Here is a 15,899-nt window from a genome sequence, read left to right as displayed (position 1 = left end):
TTTTTTTTTTTTTTTTTTTTTTTTTTTTTTTTTTTTTTTTTTTTTTTTTTTTTTTCTTTTTTTTTTTTTTTTTTTTTTTTTTTTTTTGTGGTGGGGGGGGGGGGGGGCCCCCCCCCCCCCCCCCCCCGACCGCTCACCTCAGACCTCTTCGACCGAGCTCGGCTCGCGCCGGGACAGGTCGATGCCCAGCTCCTCAGCGGCCCGGAACACCTCGTCGTCGGTCTCGCGCATTTCCAGGGCCACACCGTCGCTGGAGAGCACCTCAACGTTGAGGCACAGCGACTGCAGCTCCTTGAGCAGCACCTTGAACGACTCCGGGATGCCCGGCTCCGGGATGTTCTCGCCCTTGACGATGGCCTCGTAGACCTTCACCCGGCCGAGCACGTCGTCGGACTTGATCGTGAGCAGCTCCTGCAGGGCGTAGGCAGCGCCGTACGCCTGCATCGCCCAGCACTCCATCTCACCGAAACGCTGACCACCGAACTGCGCCTTACCACCCAGCGGCTGCTGCGTGATCATCGAGTACGGGCCGGTCGAGCGAGCGTGGATCTTGTCGTCGACCAGGTGGTTGAGCTTCAGGATGTAGACGTAGCCGACCGCGATCGGGTCCGGCAGAGGCTCACCGGAACGACCGTCGAAGAGCTGCGCCTTGCCGGTACGACCGATCAGCTGCTTGCCGTCCCGGTTGGGCAGGGTCGACTCGAGCAGACCGGAGATCTCCTCTTCGCGGGCACCGTCGAAGACCGGGGTGGCCACGTTGGTGTCGCCCTCGGACTCGTGCGCGTCGATCGAGCGGAGCTGGCGCTTCCACTCGGCGTCGTCGCCCTCGACCTTCCAACCGGTCTTGGCGACCCAACCGAGGTGGGTCTCCAGCACCTGGCCGATGTTCATCCGGCTCGGCACACCGAGCGGGTTGAGCACGATGTCGACCGGGGTGCCGTCCTCGAGGAACGGCATGTCCTCGACCGGCAGGATCTTCGAGATGACGCCCTTGTTGCCGTGCCGGCCGGCGAGCTTGTCGCCGTCCTGGATCTTGCGCTTCTGGGCGACGTAGACCCGGACCAGCTCGTTGACACCCGGCGGCAACTCGTCGCCGTCCTCGCGGGAGAACGTGCGCACACCGATGACCGTGCCGGTCTCGCCGTGCGGCACCTTCAGCGAGGTGTCCCGAACCTCACGCGCCTTCTCACCGAAGATCGCGCGGAGCAGGCGCTCCTCCGGGGTCAGCTCGGTCTCACCCTTGGGCGTGACCTTGCCGACCAGGATGTCACCGGGGACGACCTCGGCGCCGATCCGGATGATGCCGCGCTCGTCGAGGTCGGCGAGCATTTCCTCGCTGACGTTCGGGATGTCGCGGGTGATCTCCTCCGGACCGAGCTTGGTGTCCCGGGCGTCGACCTCGTGCTCCTCGATGTGGATCGAGGTGAGCACGTCCTGCTGCACGAGGCGCTGCGACAGGATGATCGCGTCCTCGTAGTTGTGACCCTCCCAGCACATGAACGCCACCAGCAGGTTGCGTCCTAGTGCCATCTCGCCCTCGTCGGTGCACGGACCGTCGGCGATGACCTGACCGGCCTCGACGCGGTCGCCCTCGAAGACGACCGGCTTCTGGTTGACGCAGGAGCCGGCGTTGGAGCGGCGGAACTTGTGCAGCAGGTACGTCCGGCGGTGGCCGTCATCCTGGTGGATGGTGACGTAGTCGGCGCAGAGGTCCTCGATCACACCGCCGACCTCGGCGACCACCACGTCGCCAGCGTCGACGGCGGCCCGGTACTCCATGCCCGTGCCGACCAGCGGCGCCTCGGCCTTGACCAGCGGCACCGCCTGGCGCTGCATGTTCGCGCCCATCAGTGCCCGGTTGGCGTCGTCGTGCTCGAGGAACGGGATCATGGCGGTCGCGACCGAGGTCATCTGCCGGGGCGAGACGTCCATGTAGTCGACGGCGCCGGGGACGACGTCCTCGGTCTCGCCGCCCTTACGACGGCAGAGCACCCGGTCCTCGGCGAACGTGCCGTCAGCCTTCAGGCGCGCGTTGGCCTGGGCCTTGACGAACCGGTCCTCCTCGTCCGCGGTCAGGTAGTCGATCTGGTCGGTGACCCGACCCTCGACGACCTTCCGGTACGGCGTCTCGATGAAGCCGAACGGGTTGACCCGGGCGAAGGTGGACAGCGCGCCGATCAGGCCGATGTTCGGGCCTTCCGGCGTCTCGATCGGGCACATCCGGCCGTAGTGGGACGGGTGCACGTCGCGGACCTCGAAGCCGGCCCGCTCCCGGGACAGACCACCCGGGCCGAGCGCGCTCAGCCGACGCCGGTGGGTCAGGCCCGCCAGCGGGTTGGTCTGGTCCATGAACTGGGACAGCTGGGACGTCCCGAAGAACTCCTTGATCGCCGCCACCACCGGGCGGATGTTGATCAGGGTCTGCGGGGTGATCGCCTCGACGTCCTGCGTGGTCATCCGCTCGCGGACGACCCGCTCCATCCGGGACAGGCCGACCCGAACCTGGTTCTGGATCAGCTCACCCACGGTACGGAGGCGACGGTTGCCGAAGTGGTCGATGTCGTCGGCCTCGTAGCCCTCCTCACCGGCGTGCAGCCGGCAGAGGTATTCCACGGTGGCGACGATGTCGTCCTCGGTCAGCGTGCCGGTGGTGATCGGCACGTCGACTTCCAGCTTCTTGTTGAACTTGTAGCGCCCGACCTTGGCGACGTCGTACCTCTTCGGGTTGAAGAAGAGGTTGTCGAGCAGGGTCTGGGCGTTCTCGCGCGTCGGCGGCTCGCCAGGGCGCAGCTTGCGGTAGATGTCGAGCAGAGCCTCGTCGGCGCCGGCGATGTGGTCCTTCTCGAGCGTGGTCATCATCAGCTCGGACCAGCCGAACTTCTCACGAATGCGCTCGGCCGACCATCCGATGGCCTTGAGCAGGACGGTGACGGCCTGCCGACGCTTACGGTCGATACGTACACCGACCGTGTCGCGCTTATCGATGTCGAACTCCAGCCAGGCACCCCGACTCGGGATGACCTTGACGCTGGAGAGGTCGCGGTCGGAGGTCTTGTCCGGCTGCTTGTCGAAGTACACGCCCGGAGACCGGACGAGCTGGCTGACCACGACGCGCTCGGTGCCGTTGATGACGAAGGTGCCCTTGGGCGTCATCATCGGGAAGTCACCCATGAACACCGTCTGGCTCTTGATCTCGCCAGTGGTGTTGTTGGTGAACTCCGCGGTCACGAAGAGCGGAGCGCAGTAGGTCAGGTCCTTCTCCTTGCACTCCTCGATCGAGGCCTTGACCTCGTCGAAGCGCGGCGCTGAGAAGGAGAGCGACATGGTGCCGGAGAAGTCCTCAATGGGACTGATCTCTTCAAGGATCTCCGCGAGACCCGATCGTGCGTGCGGGTCGTCCGCCGACCGGCCCTGCCAAGCCTCGTTGCCGACGAGCCAGTCGAAGGACTCGTTCTGAATGGCAAGGAGGTTGGGGACCTCGAGGTGTTCGGTGATCCTGCCGAATGAAACTCGGCGGGGAGCGAATGCGCTCGACGTACGACTGGTCTTCGCAGGGCGGGAAGCTGCCAAGATGCGTCCTTCCGAGGACCGGTGCTGCAGAACGGCTGGTACGCGTGCACTCCAATGACCCCACCAGAAATATCCGTAAACGGACATTTCCGAGCAGGGGTCAAGTCGGAAGGCAGCGCAAACTAGCAGTGTAGCCGAGAGGCTAACCGCTGTCCAGCCCACCCCGCAGGTTGTTTGCGGAGCGCACCTCGGCCCCCGTCAACCGGGGTCTGCCGGGCCGCTCAGAACGCAACTCCCCACTGGGCCGCTCGGGTCGCAGCGACCGATGGTGCCGCCGCTGTCATACCCACGTCGTGGCCGTCGCAAGCGCGGTGTCTTGCTGGTGTCAGCGTGCCTGGCGGCCCCGGGCCGCGTCAAGGGCCGGTATCCGGGATGCCCCCTGTTTCCCACTGGAGGACGACCCGCCACGCTCGTTCGGGTCAAGCGTACCCATGGTCCGAGCCCAGCTCAGGACCGGTCGCCGCCAGATCCACCAAAACGGCGGGCGGTGATCCGTGTCGGATCACCGCCCGCCGCGACGCGATGGTGTCCCAGCTCACGAGCCGGGTACGCGTTGGTGGAACGTCAGGTCACTTGAGGGTGACCTTGGCGCCCTCACCCTCGAGCTTGGCCTTCGCCTTGTCGGCGGTCTCCTTGTTGACCTTCTCCAGGATGGCCTTCGGCGCGGACTCGACCGCGTCCTTGGCCTCCTTGAGGCCCAGGCCGGTCAGCTCACGCACGACCTTGATGACCTGGATCTTCTTGCCGCCGTCAGCCTCGAGGATGACGTCGAACTCGTCCTGCTCCGGCTCGGCCTCGGCAGCAGCGCCGCCGCCACCGCCACCCGGGCCCGCGATCGCGACCGGGGCGGCAGCGGTGACCTCGAAGGTCGTCTCGAACTGCTTCACGAACTCAGAGAGCTCGATCAGCGTCATCTCCTTGAACGCGTCGAGCAGCTCGTCGGTGCTGAGCTTCGCCATGTCTGGCGTCCTTTCCTGGTTCTGTTAAGTAAAGAACTGGTGCGCCGTGGGGGCCTCAGGCCGCCTCGGCGCCCTCCTTCTCGCGCTTGTCCTGCAGTGCAGCCGCCAGACGGGCGGTCTTCGACAGCGGGGCCTGGAACAGGGCCGCGGCCTTGCTCAGGTTGCCCTTCATCGCGCCGGCCAGCTTGGCCAGCAGCACCTCGCGGGACTCCAGGTCGGCAAGCTTCGTGACCTCGGCCGCGGTGATGGCCTTGCCCTCGAAGACACCGCCCTTGATGACGAGCTTCGGGTTGGCCTTCGCGAAGTCGCGAAGCCCCTTCGCCGCCTCGACGACGTCGCCCGAAACGAAAGTCAGCGCGGTAGGACCGGTGAACAGCTCGTCGAGGCCGGTGATGCCCGCGTCCGTCGCAGCACGCTTGGCCAGCGTGTTCTTCGCGACCGTGTAGCTGGTGTCGGCGCCGAGCGAGCGCCGAAGCTGGGTGAGCTGGGAAACCGTCAGACCGCGGTACTCGGTCAGCACGGTGGCGCCCGAGCTGCGGAAGCTCTCGGTCAGCTCAGCGACGGCCGTGGCCTTGTCGGCCCGGATCGGCTTGTCCGCCATGTCCCTCCTCTCTCGTTACTCGAGGCTGGTCCCCGTCTCGGCCGAAGCCGGAACGGGGGCGGAGGCAGCGCGACAACGAAAAAGCCCCGGCGCAGGGCGCACGGGGCGAGGGCCGGCGGATCGTCACGGTCGGCGGACCATGCTCACTGCCGAATTACGCTTGCCGCCCTACGCGGGTCGCCCGTTGTCGCGGGACCTTCGACCGTGCCGAAGCACGATGACCAGCGGTCTCTGGGTGGTTCCTCATCCATGAGAACACGGATGACGGTGTGAAGAGTACGCGCCCAGCTCACCAGCGCCAAATCGCCCCTGGTGAGCTGGGTCACCGACGGGTCAGCCCTGGGCCCGCCGACGCCACAGGTAACCGCCGACGACCGCGGCGCTCCACGCCAGCGCCCAGCCGCTCAGCCCCAGCAGGGTCAGTGCGGCGGCGTCGCCGGCCGTGGTGCGAGCGGCCGCCATGATCGGCGGTGCCAGCCAGGGGGCCACCGAGCCGGTCAGGCCGAACACCACAGCGCCGACCCCGCCGAGGGCCAGCACCGCGACGCCGTACCCGGCGCCGCCCACCGACGCCCGGCTGGCCAGCGCCCCGAGAGCAACCGCAGCGGGTACGACCAGCGCGTGCGCCCACAACCCCAGCGCCAGCCCGACCGGAATCGACCGGTCCCCCGGGTCGACCGGGCCGGACACCCCGCCGACCAGCCACGGAAAGAGCAGCGCGACGGCCACCGTCACCAGCGCCGCCACCGCCGCGGCGAGCAGTCCGGCCAACCGCTCCCGGGCCACCCCGACCGTCACCTGCGCCAGCCGACGCTGCACGTCCGGCTCGACGTCCAGAAGGATCTTGGTCTGCCAGGCGAGCACCGGAAAGAGCACCACCGCGGAGACCCCGTACGCCTCCGCCGGCTGAGCCCGGCCACCGCCGTAGAGGGTGCCGAGCGTGATCAGGCCGGCGAGCAACGGCGCCAACGCCCGGCCGGTCCGCAGAAAACCAGCCAACCGCATCCGGACCAGGGCGATCACCGGGTCTCCCCCACTGCCGACTCGACGGTGGCGTCGGTGGCCTCCGGCCGCCCCGCTGCCGGCTCCCCGGCCATCCCGGGCGACGGCTCGGCGGGTCGGGCGGCACCGGCCGACCGGGGCGGCTCGACCGGCAGGGCCTGGGACGCCGCGGTCGAGGCGTCGGAGCGTACCCGCAGCACCTGATGGCCCTCGGCGCGCAACCGGGCGACGGTCCCGGCGACCCGCGCGGCCGGCACCGCGACCTCGACCACCGCGATCGTCTCGTCCGTCGACGACGTCTCCTCGGAGAGCGAGCCGTCGGCCACCAACCAGCGGCGCGCGGCCGGAAGCCGGACCGTCTCGCCGCGATGGTCGCTGACCAGGACGGACCCGTCGGCGGCCAGCACCTCGGCGATCAGCTCGGGCACCAGCTCACGGGTGGCGGCGTCCAGCCCCTCCCACGGCTCGTCGAGCACCAGCAGGCCCGGTGGGCGCAGCAGCGCCTGAGCGAGACCGACCTTCTGCGCGGTGCCCTTGGACAGCTCCGGCAACCGGACCGAGCGGAAGGCGGACAGCCCGAGCCGGTCCGTCCAGGAGCTCACCGCCTCGTCGGCCGCGGCCCGGTCCAGCCCCGCCACCCGGGCCATGCCGGTCAGATAGCGGGTCACCGTGAACGGTTGGTCTGCGGGGAAACGCTCCGGCACCCAGCCCACCCGCGCCGGCCGGTCGGTGACCCGGCCCCGACCCGGGCGGAGGACCCCTGCGGCCACCTGGAGCAGTGTCGACTTGCCCACCCCGTTGCGACCCAACACGATCGCCACCTCGCCGGGACCGATCCGCACGTCGATGCCGTGCAGCACCCACGGCCCCCGCCGGTGGTACCGCAACCAGACGTTCTCCAGCCGCATGGCGTCGAGCCTGCCACACCTCGAACGCGCCGGGGCGCCGCCACGGTCGTGGCGGCGCCCCGGCGGAGCGAACTGTCGACTCAGGCGTCGGCCTGGTCCTCCCGAAGGTTCTTCACCAGGTTCGGGTCGACCGGAACGCCCGGGCCCATCGTGGTGGTCAGGATGACCTTGCGGAGGTACTTGCCCTTGGCCGCGGACGGCTTGGCACGCAGCACCTCGTCGAGCACCGCGGCGTAGTTGTCCACCAGCTGGCCCTCGGTGAAGGAGGCCTTGCCGATGATCAGGTGCAGGTTGGAGTGCTTGTCCACCCGGAAGGTGATCTTGCCGCCCTTGATGTCCTGCACCGCCTTGGTGACGTCCATGGTCACCGTGCCGGTCTTCGGGTTCGGCATGAGACCGCGCGGGCCCAGGATCCGCGCGATCCGGCCGATCTTGGCCATCTGGTCCGGCGTGGCGATCGCCGCGTCGAAGTCGAGCCAACCACCCTGGATGCGGGCGACCAGCTCATCGGTGCCCACCTCGTCCGCACCCGCGGCGGCGGCCTCTTCGGCCTTCGCGCCGCTGGCGAACACGATCACGCGGGCGGTCTTACCGGTGCCGTGCGGCAGGTTGACCGTGCCGCGGACCATCTGGTCCGCCTTGCGGGGGTCGACGCCGAGGCGCATGGCGACCTCGACCGTGGCGTCGAACTTGACGTTGGTGGTCTCCTTGGCCAGTTTCACGGCCTCGGTGGGGGTGTAGAGCTTCGACCGGTCGATGACGTCGGCGGCCTTGCGGTAGCTCTTGCTGCGCTGCATTGCTGATTACTCCTGTGGTCTCTGGCGGGCCGCTCGGCGCGAGCCCTCCCACGGTCGGAACGAAGGTCGGGACCGACGTCAGTCGTTGACGGTGATGCCCATCGACCGGGCGGTGCCGGCGATGATCTTCTCGGCCTGGGCGATGTCGTTGGCGTTCAGGTCGGCCATCTTCTTCTCGGCGATCTCACGCAGCTGGGCGCGGCTGACCGAGCCGACCTTCTCGGACTGCGGAACACCCGAACCCTTCTGCACCCCAGCGGCCTTGATCAGCAGCCGGGCGGCGGGCGGGGTCTTCAGCACGAACGTGAAGGACCGGTCCTCGTACACGCTGATCTCGGCGGGGACGATGTCGCCCCGCTGAGACTCGGTCTGCGCGTTGTAGGACTTGCAGAACTCCATGATGTTCACGCCGTGCTGGCCCAGCGCGGGGCCGACCGGCGGCGCCGGCGTGGCCTGGCCCGCCGGCAACTGAAGCGTGAACGTCTTGACGAGCTTCTTCTTCGGAGGCATGTCACTTCCTGGGGCTTGGAGCTGGGAAAATGCGGCTGTCGCCGCCCTCGGGCGCGCACGGTCAGCGCGGTGCGACAGCGGCGACATTCAAGAGTAGCGCAGGCCGCAGCCCACTCGTCCGCCGAGGTCGAGCGAGAGCGCGTACGCCGACGTCGGCGGCGGGCCGGGCCCGCCGCCGACGACCAATCAGATCTTGGCGACCTGGTTGAAGTTGAGCTCCACCGGAGTCTCACGACCGAAGATCGACACCAGCACCTTGAGCTTCTGCTGGTCGGCGTTGATCTCGCTGATCGTGGCCGGCAGCGACGCGAACGCGCCGTCGGTGACGGTGACGGAATCGCCCACCTCGAAGTCGAGGACCTTGATCTCGGGCTTCGCCTTCTTCTGCTCGGTCTCGACGGCCGGCGCCAGCCACTTCAGCACCTCGTCGAGCGAGAGCGGAGCGGGCCGGTCGGCCCGGTCGGTCGCGCCGACGAAGCCGGTCACACCCGGGGTGTTCCGGACACACGAGTAGGACTCGGCGGTCAGCTCCATCCGGACCAGGATGTAACCCGGGAAGACCTTGGCCTGGATCTGCGAACGCTTACCGTTCTTGACCTCGACCTCTTCCCGGGTCGGCACCTCGACCTGGTAGATGAAGTCCTCCATGTCGAGGCTCGTGATCCGGGTCTCGAGGTTGGTCTTGACCTTGTTCTCGTAGCCGGCGTACGAGTGCACCACGTACCAGTCACCCGGTGCGTAGCGAAGCTTCTGCCTCAGCTCCGCGACGGGGTCGTAGTCCTCGTCCGGTGCGGGCTCGGTCGTAGGGAACTCCGGCTCGCTGGCGGCCTCGACCGACTCGTCACCAGCCGCCGTCGCGACCGTGGACTGATCGTCCACCGGTCCGGCGGTCTCGTCGTACTCAGGCACGCTCGCTCACTTCCGTCACTATGGCTGGAGGCAGCCGGTCAGTCCGAGTTGCCAAAGACAAACAACACGACCTTGGCGAAGCCGAAGTCCAGCACACCCACGATCGTCAGCATCACCGCGACGAACGCCACCACCACGGCGGTGTAGGTCAGCAACTCCTTGCGGGTCGGCCAGATGACCTTACGCAGTTCAGCTACGACCTCGCGGAAGAACCGGGCGATGCGGCCGAAGACGCCCACCCGACCCTTTTCCGAACGCGTGGTCGGCACGCTGTCCGCCGACTCCGCCCGGGCACGGGACCGCGTGGCGGTGCCTCCCCGGGAAACCGGCTCGTCCGCGCCGGAGGCGTCGTCGTCGGCCACGTCGTCGACGATCTCGTCGTCCAGACGATCGTCGCCGTCGTCGTCGCGCCGCTTGTTGTCGGCCACTTCGCCCTCCGTCGCGGAATCTGGGGTCGCACGCCGAGTGGCGTACGCGGCGCTGGTCACGCCGGCCGGACCCAACCGTCCCGCGACGGGCCGCGGCCGGTGGATCACCGGAGGGCCCCGATTGCCTCGGAGCCACCCCGCCGATGCCACCACCACGGGCCGGACGCCGCCAGGTGGCGGCGCGGCCCACGGGAACGGTCAGGCCTGAGGCGCAGGGGTGACAGGACTTGAACCTGCAGCCTGCGGTTTTGGAGACCGCTGCTCTGCCAATTGAGCTACACCCCTATGTGGCAACACTCGCCCCACGCGGCCACAGACGACCGAGCAGGGGTCACTTGCCCCACGGCGGACCAGTGTACGGGTAGCCGCCCGACTTTCCCAACCGGTCTCTCCGCCACGCGTGGCGGGCTCGGTTCAACCTGCCGTCCGGATGGTTGCCCGCGCCTGGGACAGCACCTTCTCACCCAGGCAGGTGGCGGTGACCTCGAGCCGGGTGAGACCGTCCTCGGTCACCTCACGGACCCGCGCCGTCACCTCGATCTCGGTCCCCTGGTCATCGTCGGGGACCACCACCGGCCTGGTGAAACGCACGCCGTACTCGACCACCGCGTCCGGCGACCCGGCCCACTCGGTGACCGCACGCCCGACCAGGGCCATGGTGAACATGCCGTGGGCGATCACCCCGGGCAGGCCCACCTTGGTGGCGACCCGCTCGCTCCAGTGGATCGGGTTGAAGTCGCCCGAGGCGCCGGCGTAGCGGACCAGGTCCGCGCGGGTCACCCGAAACGTCTGTGCTGGCAGCTCCATGTCACGCCTCCCCGCGAATGACATACCTGGCCCACACCGCGACCACGGGTTCCCCGCCGACGGTGCTCACGTCGGTGCGCGTGGTCAGGAACCCGTGCCCACCCCTGGTGCTGACGTCCTCGATGGTGTTGGTGCAGACCAGCTCGTCGCCGGCGACCACCGGCCGGGTGTACGCGAACCGCTGGTCACCGTGCACCAGGCGGCTGTAGTCGACACCCAGGGCCGGGTCCTCGATGATCTGGCTGCTCGCGGCCATCGTCACGATCACCGGAAAGGTCGGCGGGGCCACCACGTCAGGGTGGCCCAACGCCCGCGCGGCCTCCGGGTCGTGGTGGGCCGGGTCGGTGGCGCCGATGGCGCTGGCGAACTCGCGGATCTTTTCTCGGCCCACCTGGTAGGGGGCGGTCGGCGGATACGTCCGGCCGACGAAGGAAGGGTCCAGAGGCATGCCGCGAACCTACACGGAAAGCCCAATCGCCGACCTGATCGGTAGGCGGCGGCGGAGCCGCACCAAACCGGTCAGATCGGCGATCGGAAAGCTTCGACAACGGCCGGCCGCGGGGCCGGCCAGCAGTCAGCGGGTCTCGCGGTGGACCGTGTGCCGACCGTCACGCGGGCAGAACTTCTTCAGCTCGATGCGGTCGGGGTCGTTGCGCCGGTTCTTGCGCGTGATGTAGTTGCGCTCCTTGCACTCCACACACGCCAAAGTGATCTTCGGCCGGACATCGGTAGCCTTCGCCACGGCGGAGTGCCTTCCTCGCTAACGGAAACAACTACGACGCGCCAGCCTAGACGCTGACAGCGCGGACATGCAAAGTGGGCGCCAGAAGCGCCCATTCTTACGACCACCGGCAACGAGCCCGGAAGACGAGAGTAGCGGTGGCCGGACTTGAACCGGCGACACAGCGATTATGAGCCGCTTGCTCTACCATCTGAGCTACACCGCTGCGATGGGTCCAGCTGAACCCTCGAGCCCCCTTACGGAATCGAACCGTAGACCTTCTCCTTACCATGGAGACGCTCTGCCGACTGAGCTAAGGGGGCCTGCGCGATCTCCCCGTGGGGCGCGCAGGAGTAAGAGTACACGGCCCGGCTCGACAGGTGAAATCGGATCCCCGGTGATCGTCCGCGCCCTGCTCAGGGCACGACACGCAGGCGCGGAAGCTCCCCGTTCGAGGTCGTCTCCGGCTCGACCTGGGCGCCGAACCAGGCAGCCAACCGCTCGTACGGCAGCGGCCGGCTGAACAGGAAGCCCTGCCCGATCTCGCAGCCGATGTCCTGGAGAAGCTCCAGGGTCAACTCGCTCTCCACCCCCTCGGCCACCACCGTCAGGCCGAACTGCTGGGAGAGGGTGACCACCGCGTTGACGATCGCCAGGTCCCCCGGGTCGGTCGCCATGCCCTGCACAAAGGAGCGGTCCACCTTCACCTCGTGCACCGGCAGCCGGCGCAGGTGCGCCAGAGACGAGTCACCGGTGCCGAAGTCGTCCACCGACAGCCGTACGCCCAGATCCCGCAGCCGTTGCAGAGTGGGGATGGGCCGGTCCGTGCCGTCCAGCACCCCCGACTCGGTGATCTCCAGGGTGAGGCGCTGCGCCGGCACCTTGTACTCGGTCAACAGCTCCTGGACCCGGTCCGGGAAGTGCCGGTCGATGAGCGTACGGGCCGACAGGTTGACCGCGATGGGCAACGGCTGGTCGGCCAGCGCCCAGTCCCGGCTGCGCCGAAGGCCCTCCCGGAGCACCACCTCGGTGAGCCGACTCAACTGGCCGGTGTGCTCGGCCACCGCCACGAAGTCCTCGGGCGCGACAGTGCCGTGCGCCGGGTGCTCCCAGCGGGCCAGACACTCCACACCCACCAGGCGCCGGTCCCGCAGAGTCACCTTGGGCTGGAAGTAGACCTCCAGCTCGTCCTGGTCCAGTGCTCGACGCAGATCGCCGGCCAGACCCAACCGGCGCAGTGAACGGGACTCCAGCGCGGGATTGAACAGCTGCACGCTGCCCGGCACCGACTTGGCCGCGGTGGCGGCGAGGTCGACCCGAAGCAGCAGGGTCGCCGCGTCGCTGCCATGATCCGGGTGTACGGCCACCCCGACGGCAGTGTCCACGTCGAGGGTGAGCGCGTCGAAGACCATCTCGTCGCGGATCTGGTCGCGCAGTTGGGCCGCCAACTCGACCGCCGCGTCGGCGCTCTCCAACCGCAGCGTCACCAGGAACTCGTCCCCACCGGCGCGGCCAACCAGAGCCGACGACGGCGCGCTGGCCCGCAACCGATCGGCAACCTCGGTGAGGACCTTGTCCCCGGCCGCGTGCCCCAGGGACTCGTTCACCTGGCGCAGCCCGTCGACGTCGAAGAGCAGCAGCGCCACCACCTCGTCCGGCGCGCCGATCTTGACCGATTCGTCAAGGGCTCCGGTGATGCGCCGCCGGTTCGGCAGCCGGGTCAACGTGTCGTGGTGCGCGTCGTGGCGGAGCCGGTCGACCAGCCGCGAATTCTCCAGAGCCACGGCCGCGTGCGCCGCCACGGTCTCGAAGATGGGGATGTCACCCGGGGTGAAGTGGCCGACGTCGCTGAGCCGGTTGGCGACCTCCAGGGTGCCGATGACCGCCTGGCCGGACCGCAGCGGCACCACGATGACGTCCTTGATCTTGCCCTCACTCAGGGCTTGCCGCTCGTTCGACTCCTCGTCGAAGGCCCGCCCCACCGCGATGGTCCGCCCCTCGTCCGCGGCGCGCTGACGAAGAGAAGCCGGCGTCCGTACGACGTCCAACAGACCCGGATCATCGACCCGGGCAGTGAGCAGCACCTCGGGATGACGACCCAGCGCCGGCAGCCACAGAGTCGCGTACTCGGCCTGCATCAGGGCCCGCACCCGACCCAGGAGAGCATCGACGAGCGCGCCGTCCTGGCCCCGCTCCCCGATCGCGCGGGTCAGGTCGTACATGGCGGCCAGTGTCCGGTGTTGCCGGAAGAACTCCGCGTAGGAGCGGTAGACCAGAACAAGTGCCGCACCGAGGGCGGCCAGCAGCACCAACGACCACCAGGTGGTGGTGACGGCGATCAGGATGATCAGACCGAGCGAGACGTTGATCGCCGCGGTGAGCAGAGCCGGACGTGCGGTGCGGAGAGAGTCCCGTCCCGCCTGCCAACCCTGTAGGAGGGTGTGCACGCCGACGATGCCCGCGAGGCTGACGAGGATCACCGCGGTCACGGCCGCGAAGAGATTCAGCCAGGTGCCGGGGTCGTCCACCTCGTTCGAGGGCGGTAACGCCTGAAGGAGGAGGACGGCGAGAGAGGTGCCGGCGGCCGCCTTGGCCACGTTGAACCAGAACTTGACGGGCGCGAACCGGTGCCGTGTCTGCGTGAGCATGGACGCCACCGTGTAGATCACGACGACGGTCAGCGGTGGCAGCAGAAACAGCGCCAGAACCAGCGGAATCTCGGTCAATGTCATGCCGAACGACTGCCGCCGGACGACGAAGTTGAGCACCGGCATACCCACGCCGGCCATGGCGACCAACAGCAGGAGCGCGAGAAGCCAGTCACCGAAGGGCTGGGATGACACCAGCCCGGTGACCATGGAACAGATCGCTGCGAAGAACACCAGCGGCGCGGTGATGAACCAGGCGCGATCCGCCGAACGGCGTCGCGATCGATCACGCGGAGCCATACCGCTCCCTACGGCGCCTGCGGTTTACCGCCCTTGGATGGGGATGAGCTGAGCCAGTCAGCGACCACTGCCGACGGTAGCGCCTTCCGGAACGACGGTCCAGATGAGATCGATGGCCTGAGCCCCGCCTGTGTTGCTGTCAAAGAGGCCGGCGGGGAAGGCCACGATGGCGGCGGCGGCGAGAACAAGGAGGAGAGACCCACCGAGTCGGCCTAGCCTTCGACCAGACATGATCGCTCCTGTCGGGAGATGTACAGCGTTGATGGAGGTTCCACGATCGTGCCACAGCGCGGGCAGCCAGAGAAGTGGCGGTAGCCCGACTGGCCCCACCGTCTGTTACTTCCCGCCGTTCGGCCTACCGCCCCCAACGCACCGGGCCAGACCAGAAGCCTGTAGGGCGCTTAACCGCTTCACGCAGCGTCGAATACGACCTTCAACACAATTCGGGTCCAGCCGGAGGGACTCGCCACATCCGGTTCGACAGTCACCGTCAGCAACGCCTCCACAGCCCCCGGCACCCGTGCGCCTCCGATCCGGCCATCGACCACCATACCGCCTCCTCGCCATCCCGCTAGTACCTCGTCGGGTTCATTTCAGTTGGGTGGAGAGCAGGACAAGCACCGGCCGCAGTCAGTATCTGCGCAGCTAGGATCGCGTATCGTATCGATGGATCCTTATAGGAAGTGCCGCGTGGTGCCAAGTTCGCCACCAACGAGGCCACCGGTGGGTGTCACCGCGATGCCCGGAACACGGCACGCACCTCGGCACCGACGAGCTCCGGCTCCTCGCTGGCCGGGCCGGAGGTGACCGACGCTGAACCAACCGCGCCATCGACCAGCCGTTTGGCCCGTCCACGTTGCGGCCTCCCGTCTTCGGAGGCCACGGATCCGGCCACCCTGGCGGACATGCGGCCGTACATCAGCGCGACGAGCGCGGACCTCATCGGCGAGGCTTGGCCTTTCGTCGGCGGCACCACAGTCAGGAGCAGCATGCGGAAGAGGGACAGTCGACGACTGCGCTCATGTCGTTAGCGTCGCCGCCCAACATCTGCCCACTGCTGGCGGTTGCTCCGCGTCTCGTCATCGGACCATGTCTAGCTCACCCGTCTCTGGGTCCACCGCCATACCGAGCTTGCGGTAGCCCTGGAGCTCGGCGTCACCCTGAGGAACGAAGTCGACGACGAGGTAGGGCTTCTTACCAGTGAGTCCTCGCAGCTCTTCCTCGTACGGCTCGCCGACATGCCAGTCCTCGATCCGGAACCCACCCCTGGGTTTCCCTGCTCGCATCCGTCTGACGAACTCAGCCGTAGCCAACTCCCGAGCCTCATCCCGATCCATAGTCCCCACTGTCGGGCAACTCAACCGAGGGCGCCACTGATCTTGTCGTTCATGGTGTCGTCGCCGCCGTGCTGTGCGCTGTGCTGAGTTGCCGAAAGGTCTGGAGATCGCCGCGCGGCCCGGTCCTTGGCGGCGAACAGATCGGAGCGCCAGCGGGCGCGTTCGCTGATCGATCGCATGTGCCGGTTCGGACTTGGCTAGATCAACGACAGCGGCCCCTGATCAGCATCTCTGCTGGCCAGGGGCCGTATCTGCACCTGGTGGCGGGTAGAGGATTCGAACCTCTGAAGCTTTCGCGACGGATTTACAGTCCGCTCCCATTGGCCGCTCGGGCAACCCGCCAGGGCACCCCACCGCGTCGTAACGCGGCGGCGGAAGCAAGGATAGCGGCTCGCCCCGGCA

16 protein-coding genes and 4 tRNA genes are annotated in these 15,899 nt (G+C 68.0%); all 20 read right to left on the bottom strand.

The window, feature by feature from the left end; genetic code table 11:
• Window positions 1-138 precede the first annotated feature (138 nt).
• The 20 genes from AB0877_RS29565 to AB0877_RS29470 all read right to left on the bottom strand — a co-directional run bounded on the left by AB0877_RS29565 (window position 139) and on the right by AB0877_RS29470 (window position 15,839).
• Entirely contained in the window at window positions 139-3,570 is a 3,432-nt protein-coding gene (locus tag AB0877_RS29565; protein WP_145778892.1) for a DNA-directed RNA polymerase subunit beta, read from the bottom strand.
• Between the two features lie 569 nt (window positions 3,571-4,139).
• Window positions 4,140-4,529, bottom strand: a complete 390-nt coding sequence (gene rplL / locus AB0877_RS29560) for a 50S ribosomal protein L7/L12 (protein WP_357208428.1) — start codon at window positions 4,527-4,529, stop codon at window positions 4,140-4,142.
• Between the two features lie 55 nt (window positions 4,530-4,584).
• Window positions 4,585-5,130 carry a 50S ribosomal protein L10 gene (gene rplJ / locus AB0877_RS29555; RefSeq protein WP_112584808.1) on the bottom strand — a complete coding sequence of 182 codons (546 nt, stop codon included), beginning with the start codon at window positions 5,128-5,130 and terminating at the stop codon, window positions 4,585-4,587.
• 333 nt (window positions 5,131-5,463) lie between these two features.
• On the bottom strand, window positions 5,464-6,153 hold the full coding sequence (locus AB0877_RS29550) for a hypothetical protein (protein WP_366612820.1): 690 nt from the start codon (window positions 6,151-6,153) through the stop codon (window positions 5,464-5,466).
• Entirely contained in the window at window positions 6,150-7,040 is an 891-nt protein-coding gene (locus AB0877_RS29545; protein ID WP_366612819.1) for an ATP-binding cassette domain-containing protein, read from the bottom strand. Before AB0877_RS29545 ends, AB0877_RS29550 begins: the two co-directional genes overlap by 4 nt.
• Window positions 7,041-7,120: 80 nt before the next feature.
• Window positions 7,121-7,837 (bottom strand): 50S ribosomal protein L1, encoded by a 717-nt coding sequence (gene rplA, locus AB0877_RS29540; protein WP_130404749.1) that lies wholly within the window; start codon window positions 7,835-7,837, stop codon window positions 7,121-7,123.
• A gap of 78 nt (window positions 7,838-7,915) precedes the next feature.
• Window positions 7,916-8,347: a 50S ribosomal protein L11 gene (gene rplK, locus AB0877_RS29535; protein WP_124820953.1), complete on the bottom strand. Its 432-nt coding sequence runs from the start codon at window positions 8,345-8,347 to the stop codon at window positions 7,916-7,918.
• A gap of 186 nt (window positions 8,348-8,533) precedes the next feature.
• Window positions 8,534-9,256: a transcription termination/antitermination protein NusG gene (gene nusG / locus AB0877_RS29530; RefSeq protein WP_366612818.1), complete on the bottom strand. Its 723-nt coding sequence runs from the start codon at window positions 9,254-9,256 to the stop codon at window positions 8,534-8,536.
• A 38-nt stretch (window positions 9,257-9,294) separates the two neighbouring features.
• Window positions 9,295-9,684 carry a preprotein translocase subunit SecE gene (gene secE, locus AB0877_RS29525; RefSeq protein ID WP_366612823.1) on the bottom strand — a complete coding sequence of 130 codons (390 nt, stop codon included), beginning with the start codon at window positions 9,682-9,684 and terminating at the stop codon, window positions 9,295-9,297.
• A 212-nt stretch (window positions 9,685-9,896) separates the two neighbouring features.
• Window positions 9,897-9,969, bottom strand: a tRNA-Trp gene (locus AB0877_RS29520).
• A 129-nt stretch (window positions 9,970-10,098) separates the two neighbouring features.
• Window positions 10,099-10,491 (bottom strand): MaoC family dehydratase, encoded by a 393-nt coding sequence (locus tag AB0877_RS29515; protein ID WP_366612817.1) that lies wholly within the window; start codon window positions 10,489-10,491, stop codon window positions 10,099-10,101.
• Window position 10,492: 1 nt separating this feature from the next.
• Window positions 10,493-10,939: a MaoC family dehydratase N-terminal domain-containing protein gene (locus AB0877_RS29510; protein WP_091402433.1), complete on the bottom strand. Its 447-nt coding sequence runs from the start codon at window positions 10,937-10,939 to the stop codon at window positions 10,493-10,495.
• Window positions 10,940-11,065: 126 nt separating this feature from the next.
• Window positions 11,066-11,233: a 50S ribosomal protein L33 gene (gene rpmG, locus AB0877_RS29505; protein ID WP_007073056.1), complete on the bottom strand. Its 168-nt coding sequence runs from the start codon at window positions 11,231-11,233 to the stop codon at window positions 11,066-11,068.
• A 132-nt stretch (window positions 11,234-11,365) separates the two neighbouring features.
• Window positions 11,366-11,438 (bottom strand) — tRNA-Met (locus AB0877_RS29500).
• A gap of 24 nt (window positions 11,439-11,462) precedes the next feature.
• A tRNA-Thr gene (locus AB0877_RS29495) sits at window positions 11,463-11,535 on the bottom strand.
• Window positions 11,536-11,628: 93 nt separating this feature from the next.
• Entirely contained in the window at window positions 11,629-14,160 is a 2,532-nt protein-coding gene (locus AB0877_RS29490) for a bifunctional diguanylate cyclase/phosphodiesterase (protein WP_366612816.1), read from the bottom strand.
• A 730-nt stretch (window positions 14,161-14,890) separates the two neighbouring features.
• Window positions 14,891-15,151, bottom strand: a complete 261-nt coding sequence (locus tag AB0877_RS29485; RefSeq protein WP_366612815.1) for a hypothetical protein — start codon at window positions 15,149-15,151, stop codon at window positions 14,891-14,893.
• 88 nt (window positions 15,152-15,239) lie between these two features.
• Complete coding sequence (locus tag AB0877_RS29480; protein WP_366612814.1) at window positions 15,240-15,497, bottom strand: hypothetical protein; 258 nt, start codon at window positions 15,495-15,497, stop codon at window positions 15,240-15,242.
• A gap of 20 nt (window positions 15,498-15,517) precedes the next feature.
• Window positions 15,518-15,676, bottom strand: coding sequence for a hypothetical protein (locus AB0877_RS29475; RefSeq protein WP_366612813.1), 159 nt, complete (start codon window positions 15,674-15,676; stop codon window positions 15,518-15,520).
• A gap of 79 nt (window positions 15,677-15,755) precedes the next feature.
• Window positions 15,756-15,839, bottom strand: a tRNA-Tyr gene (locus AB0877_RS29470).
• Window positions 15,840-15,899: the final 60 nt, after the last annotated feature.

This window comes from Micromonospora sp. NPDC047644 (assembly GCF_040704315.1).
In the GTDB taxonomy this organism is placed as follows: Bacteria; Actinomycetota; Actinomycetes; order Mycobacteriales; family Micromonosporaceae; genus Micromonospora.
Note: the sequence above shows the minus strand (reverse complement) of the source record. Positions and strands in the feature narration are given on the sequence as shown.

Bases quoted from the DNA above. Each gene is read 5' to 3' on its own strand.
- rplL (WP_357208428.1), bottom strand. From the start codon at position 4,529: ATGGCGAAGCTCAGCACCGACGAGCTGCTCGACGCGTTCAAGGAGATG.
- rplJ (WP_112584808.1), bottom strand. From the start codon at position 5,130: ATGGCGGACAAGCCGATCCGGGCCGACAAGGCCACGGCCGTCGCTGAG.
- AB0877_RS29545 (WP_366612819.1), bottom strand. From the start codon at position 7,040: ATGCGGCTGGAGAACGTCTGGTTGCGGTACCACCGGCGGGGGCCGTGG.
- rplA (WP_130404749.1), bottom strand. From the start codon at position 7,837: ATGCAGCGCAGCAAGAGCTACCGCAAGGCCGCCGACGTCATCGACCGG.
- rplK (WP_124820953.1), bottom strand. From the start codon at position 8,347: ATGCCTCCGAAGAAGAAGCTCGTCAAGACGTTCACGCTTCAGTTGCCG.
- AB0877_RS29515 (WP_366612817.1), bottom strand. From the start codon at position 10,491: ATGGAGCTGCCAGCACAGACGTTTCGGGTGACCCGCGCGGACCTGGTC.
- AB0877_RS29510 (WP_091402433.1), bottom strand. From the start codon at position 10,939: ATGCCTCTGGACCCTTCCTTCGTCGGCCGGACGTATCCGCCGACCGCC.
- AB0877_RS29490 (WP_366612816.1), bottom strand. From the start codon at position 14,160: ATGGCTCCGCGTGATCGATCGCGACGCCGTTCGGCGGATCGCGCCTGG.
- AB0877_RS29485 (WP_366612815.1), bottom strand. From the start codon at position 15,151: ATGCTGCTCCTGACTGTGGTGCCGCCGACGAAAGGCCAAGCCTCGCCG.
- AB0877_RS29480 (WP_366612814.1), bottom strand. From the start codon at position 15,497: ATGGATCGGGATGAGGCTCGGGAGTTGGCTACGGCTGAGTTCGTCAGA.
- AB0877_RS29475 (WP_366612813.1), bottom strand. From the start codon at position 15,676: ATGCGATCGATCAGCGAACGCGCCCGCTGGCGCTCCGATCTGTTCGCC.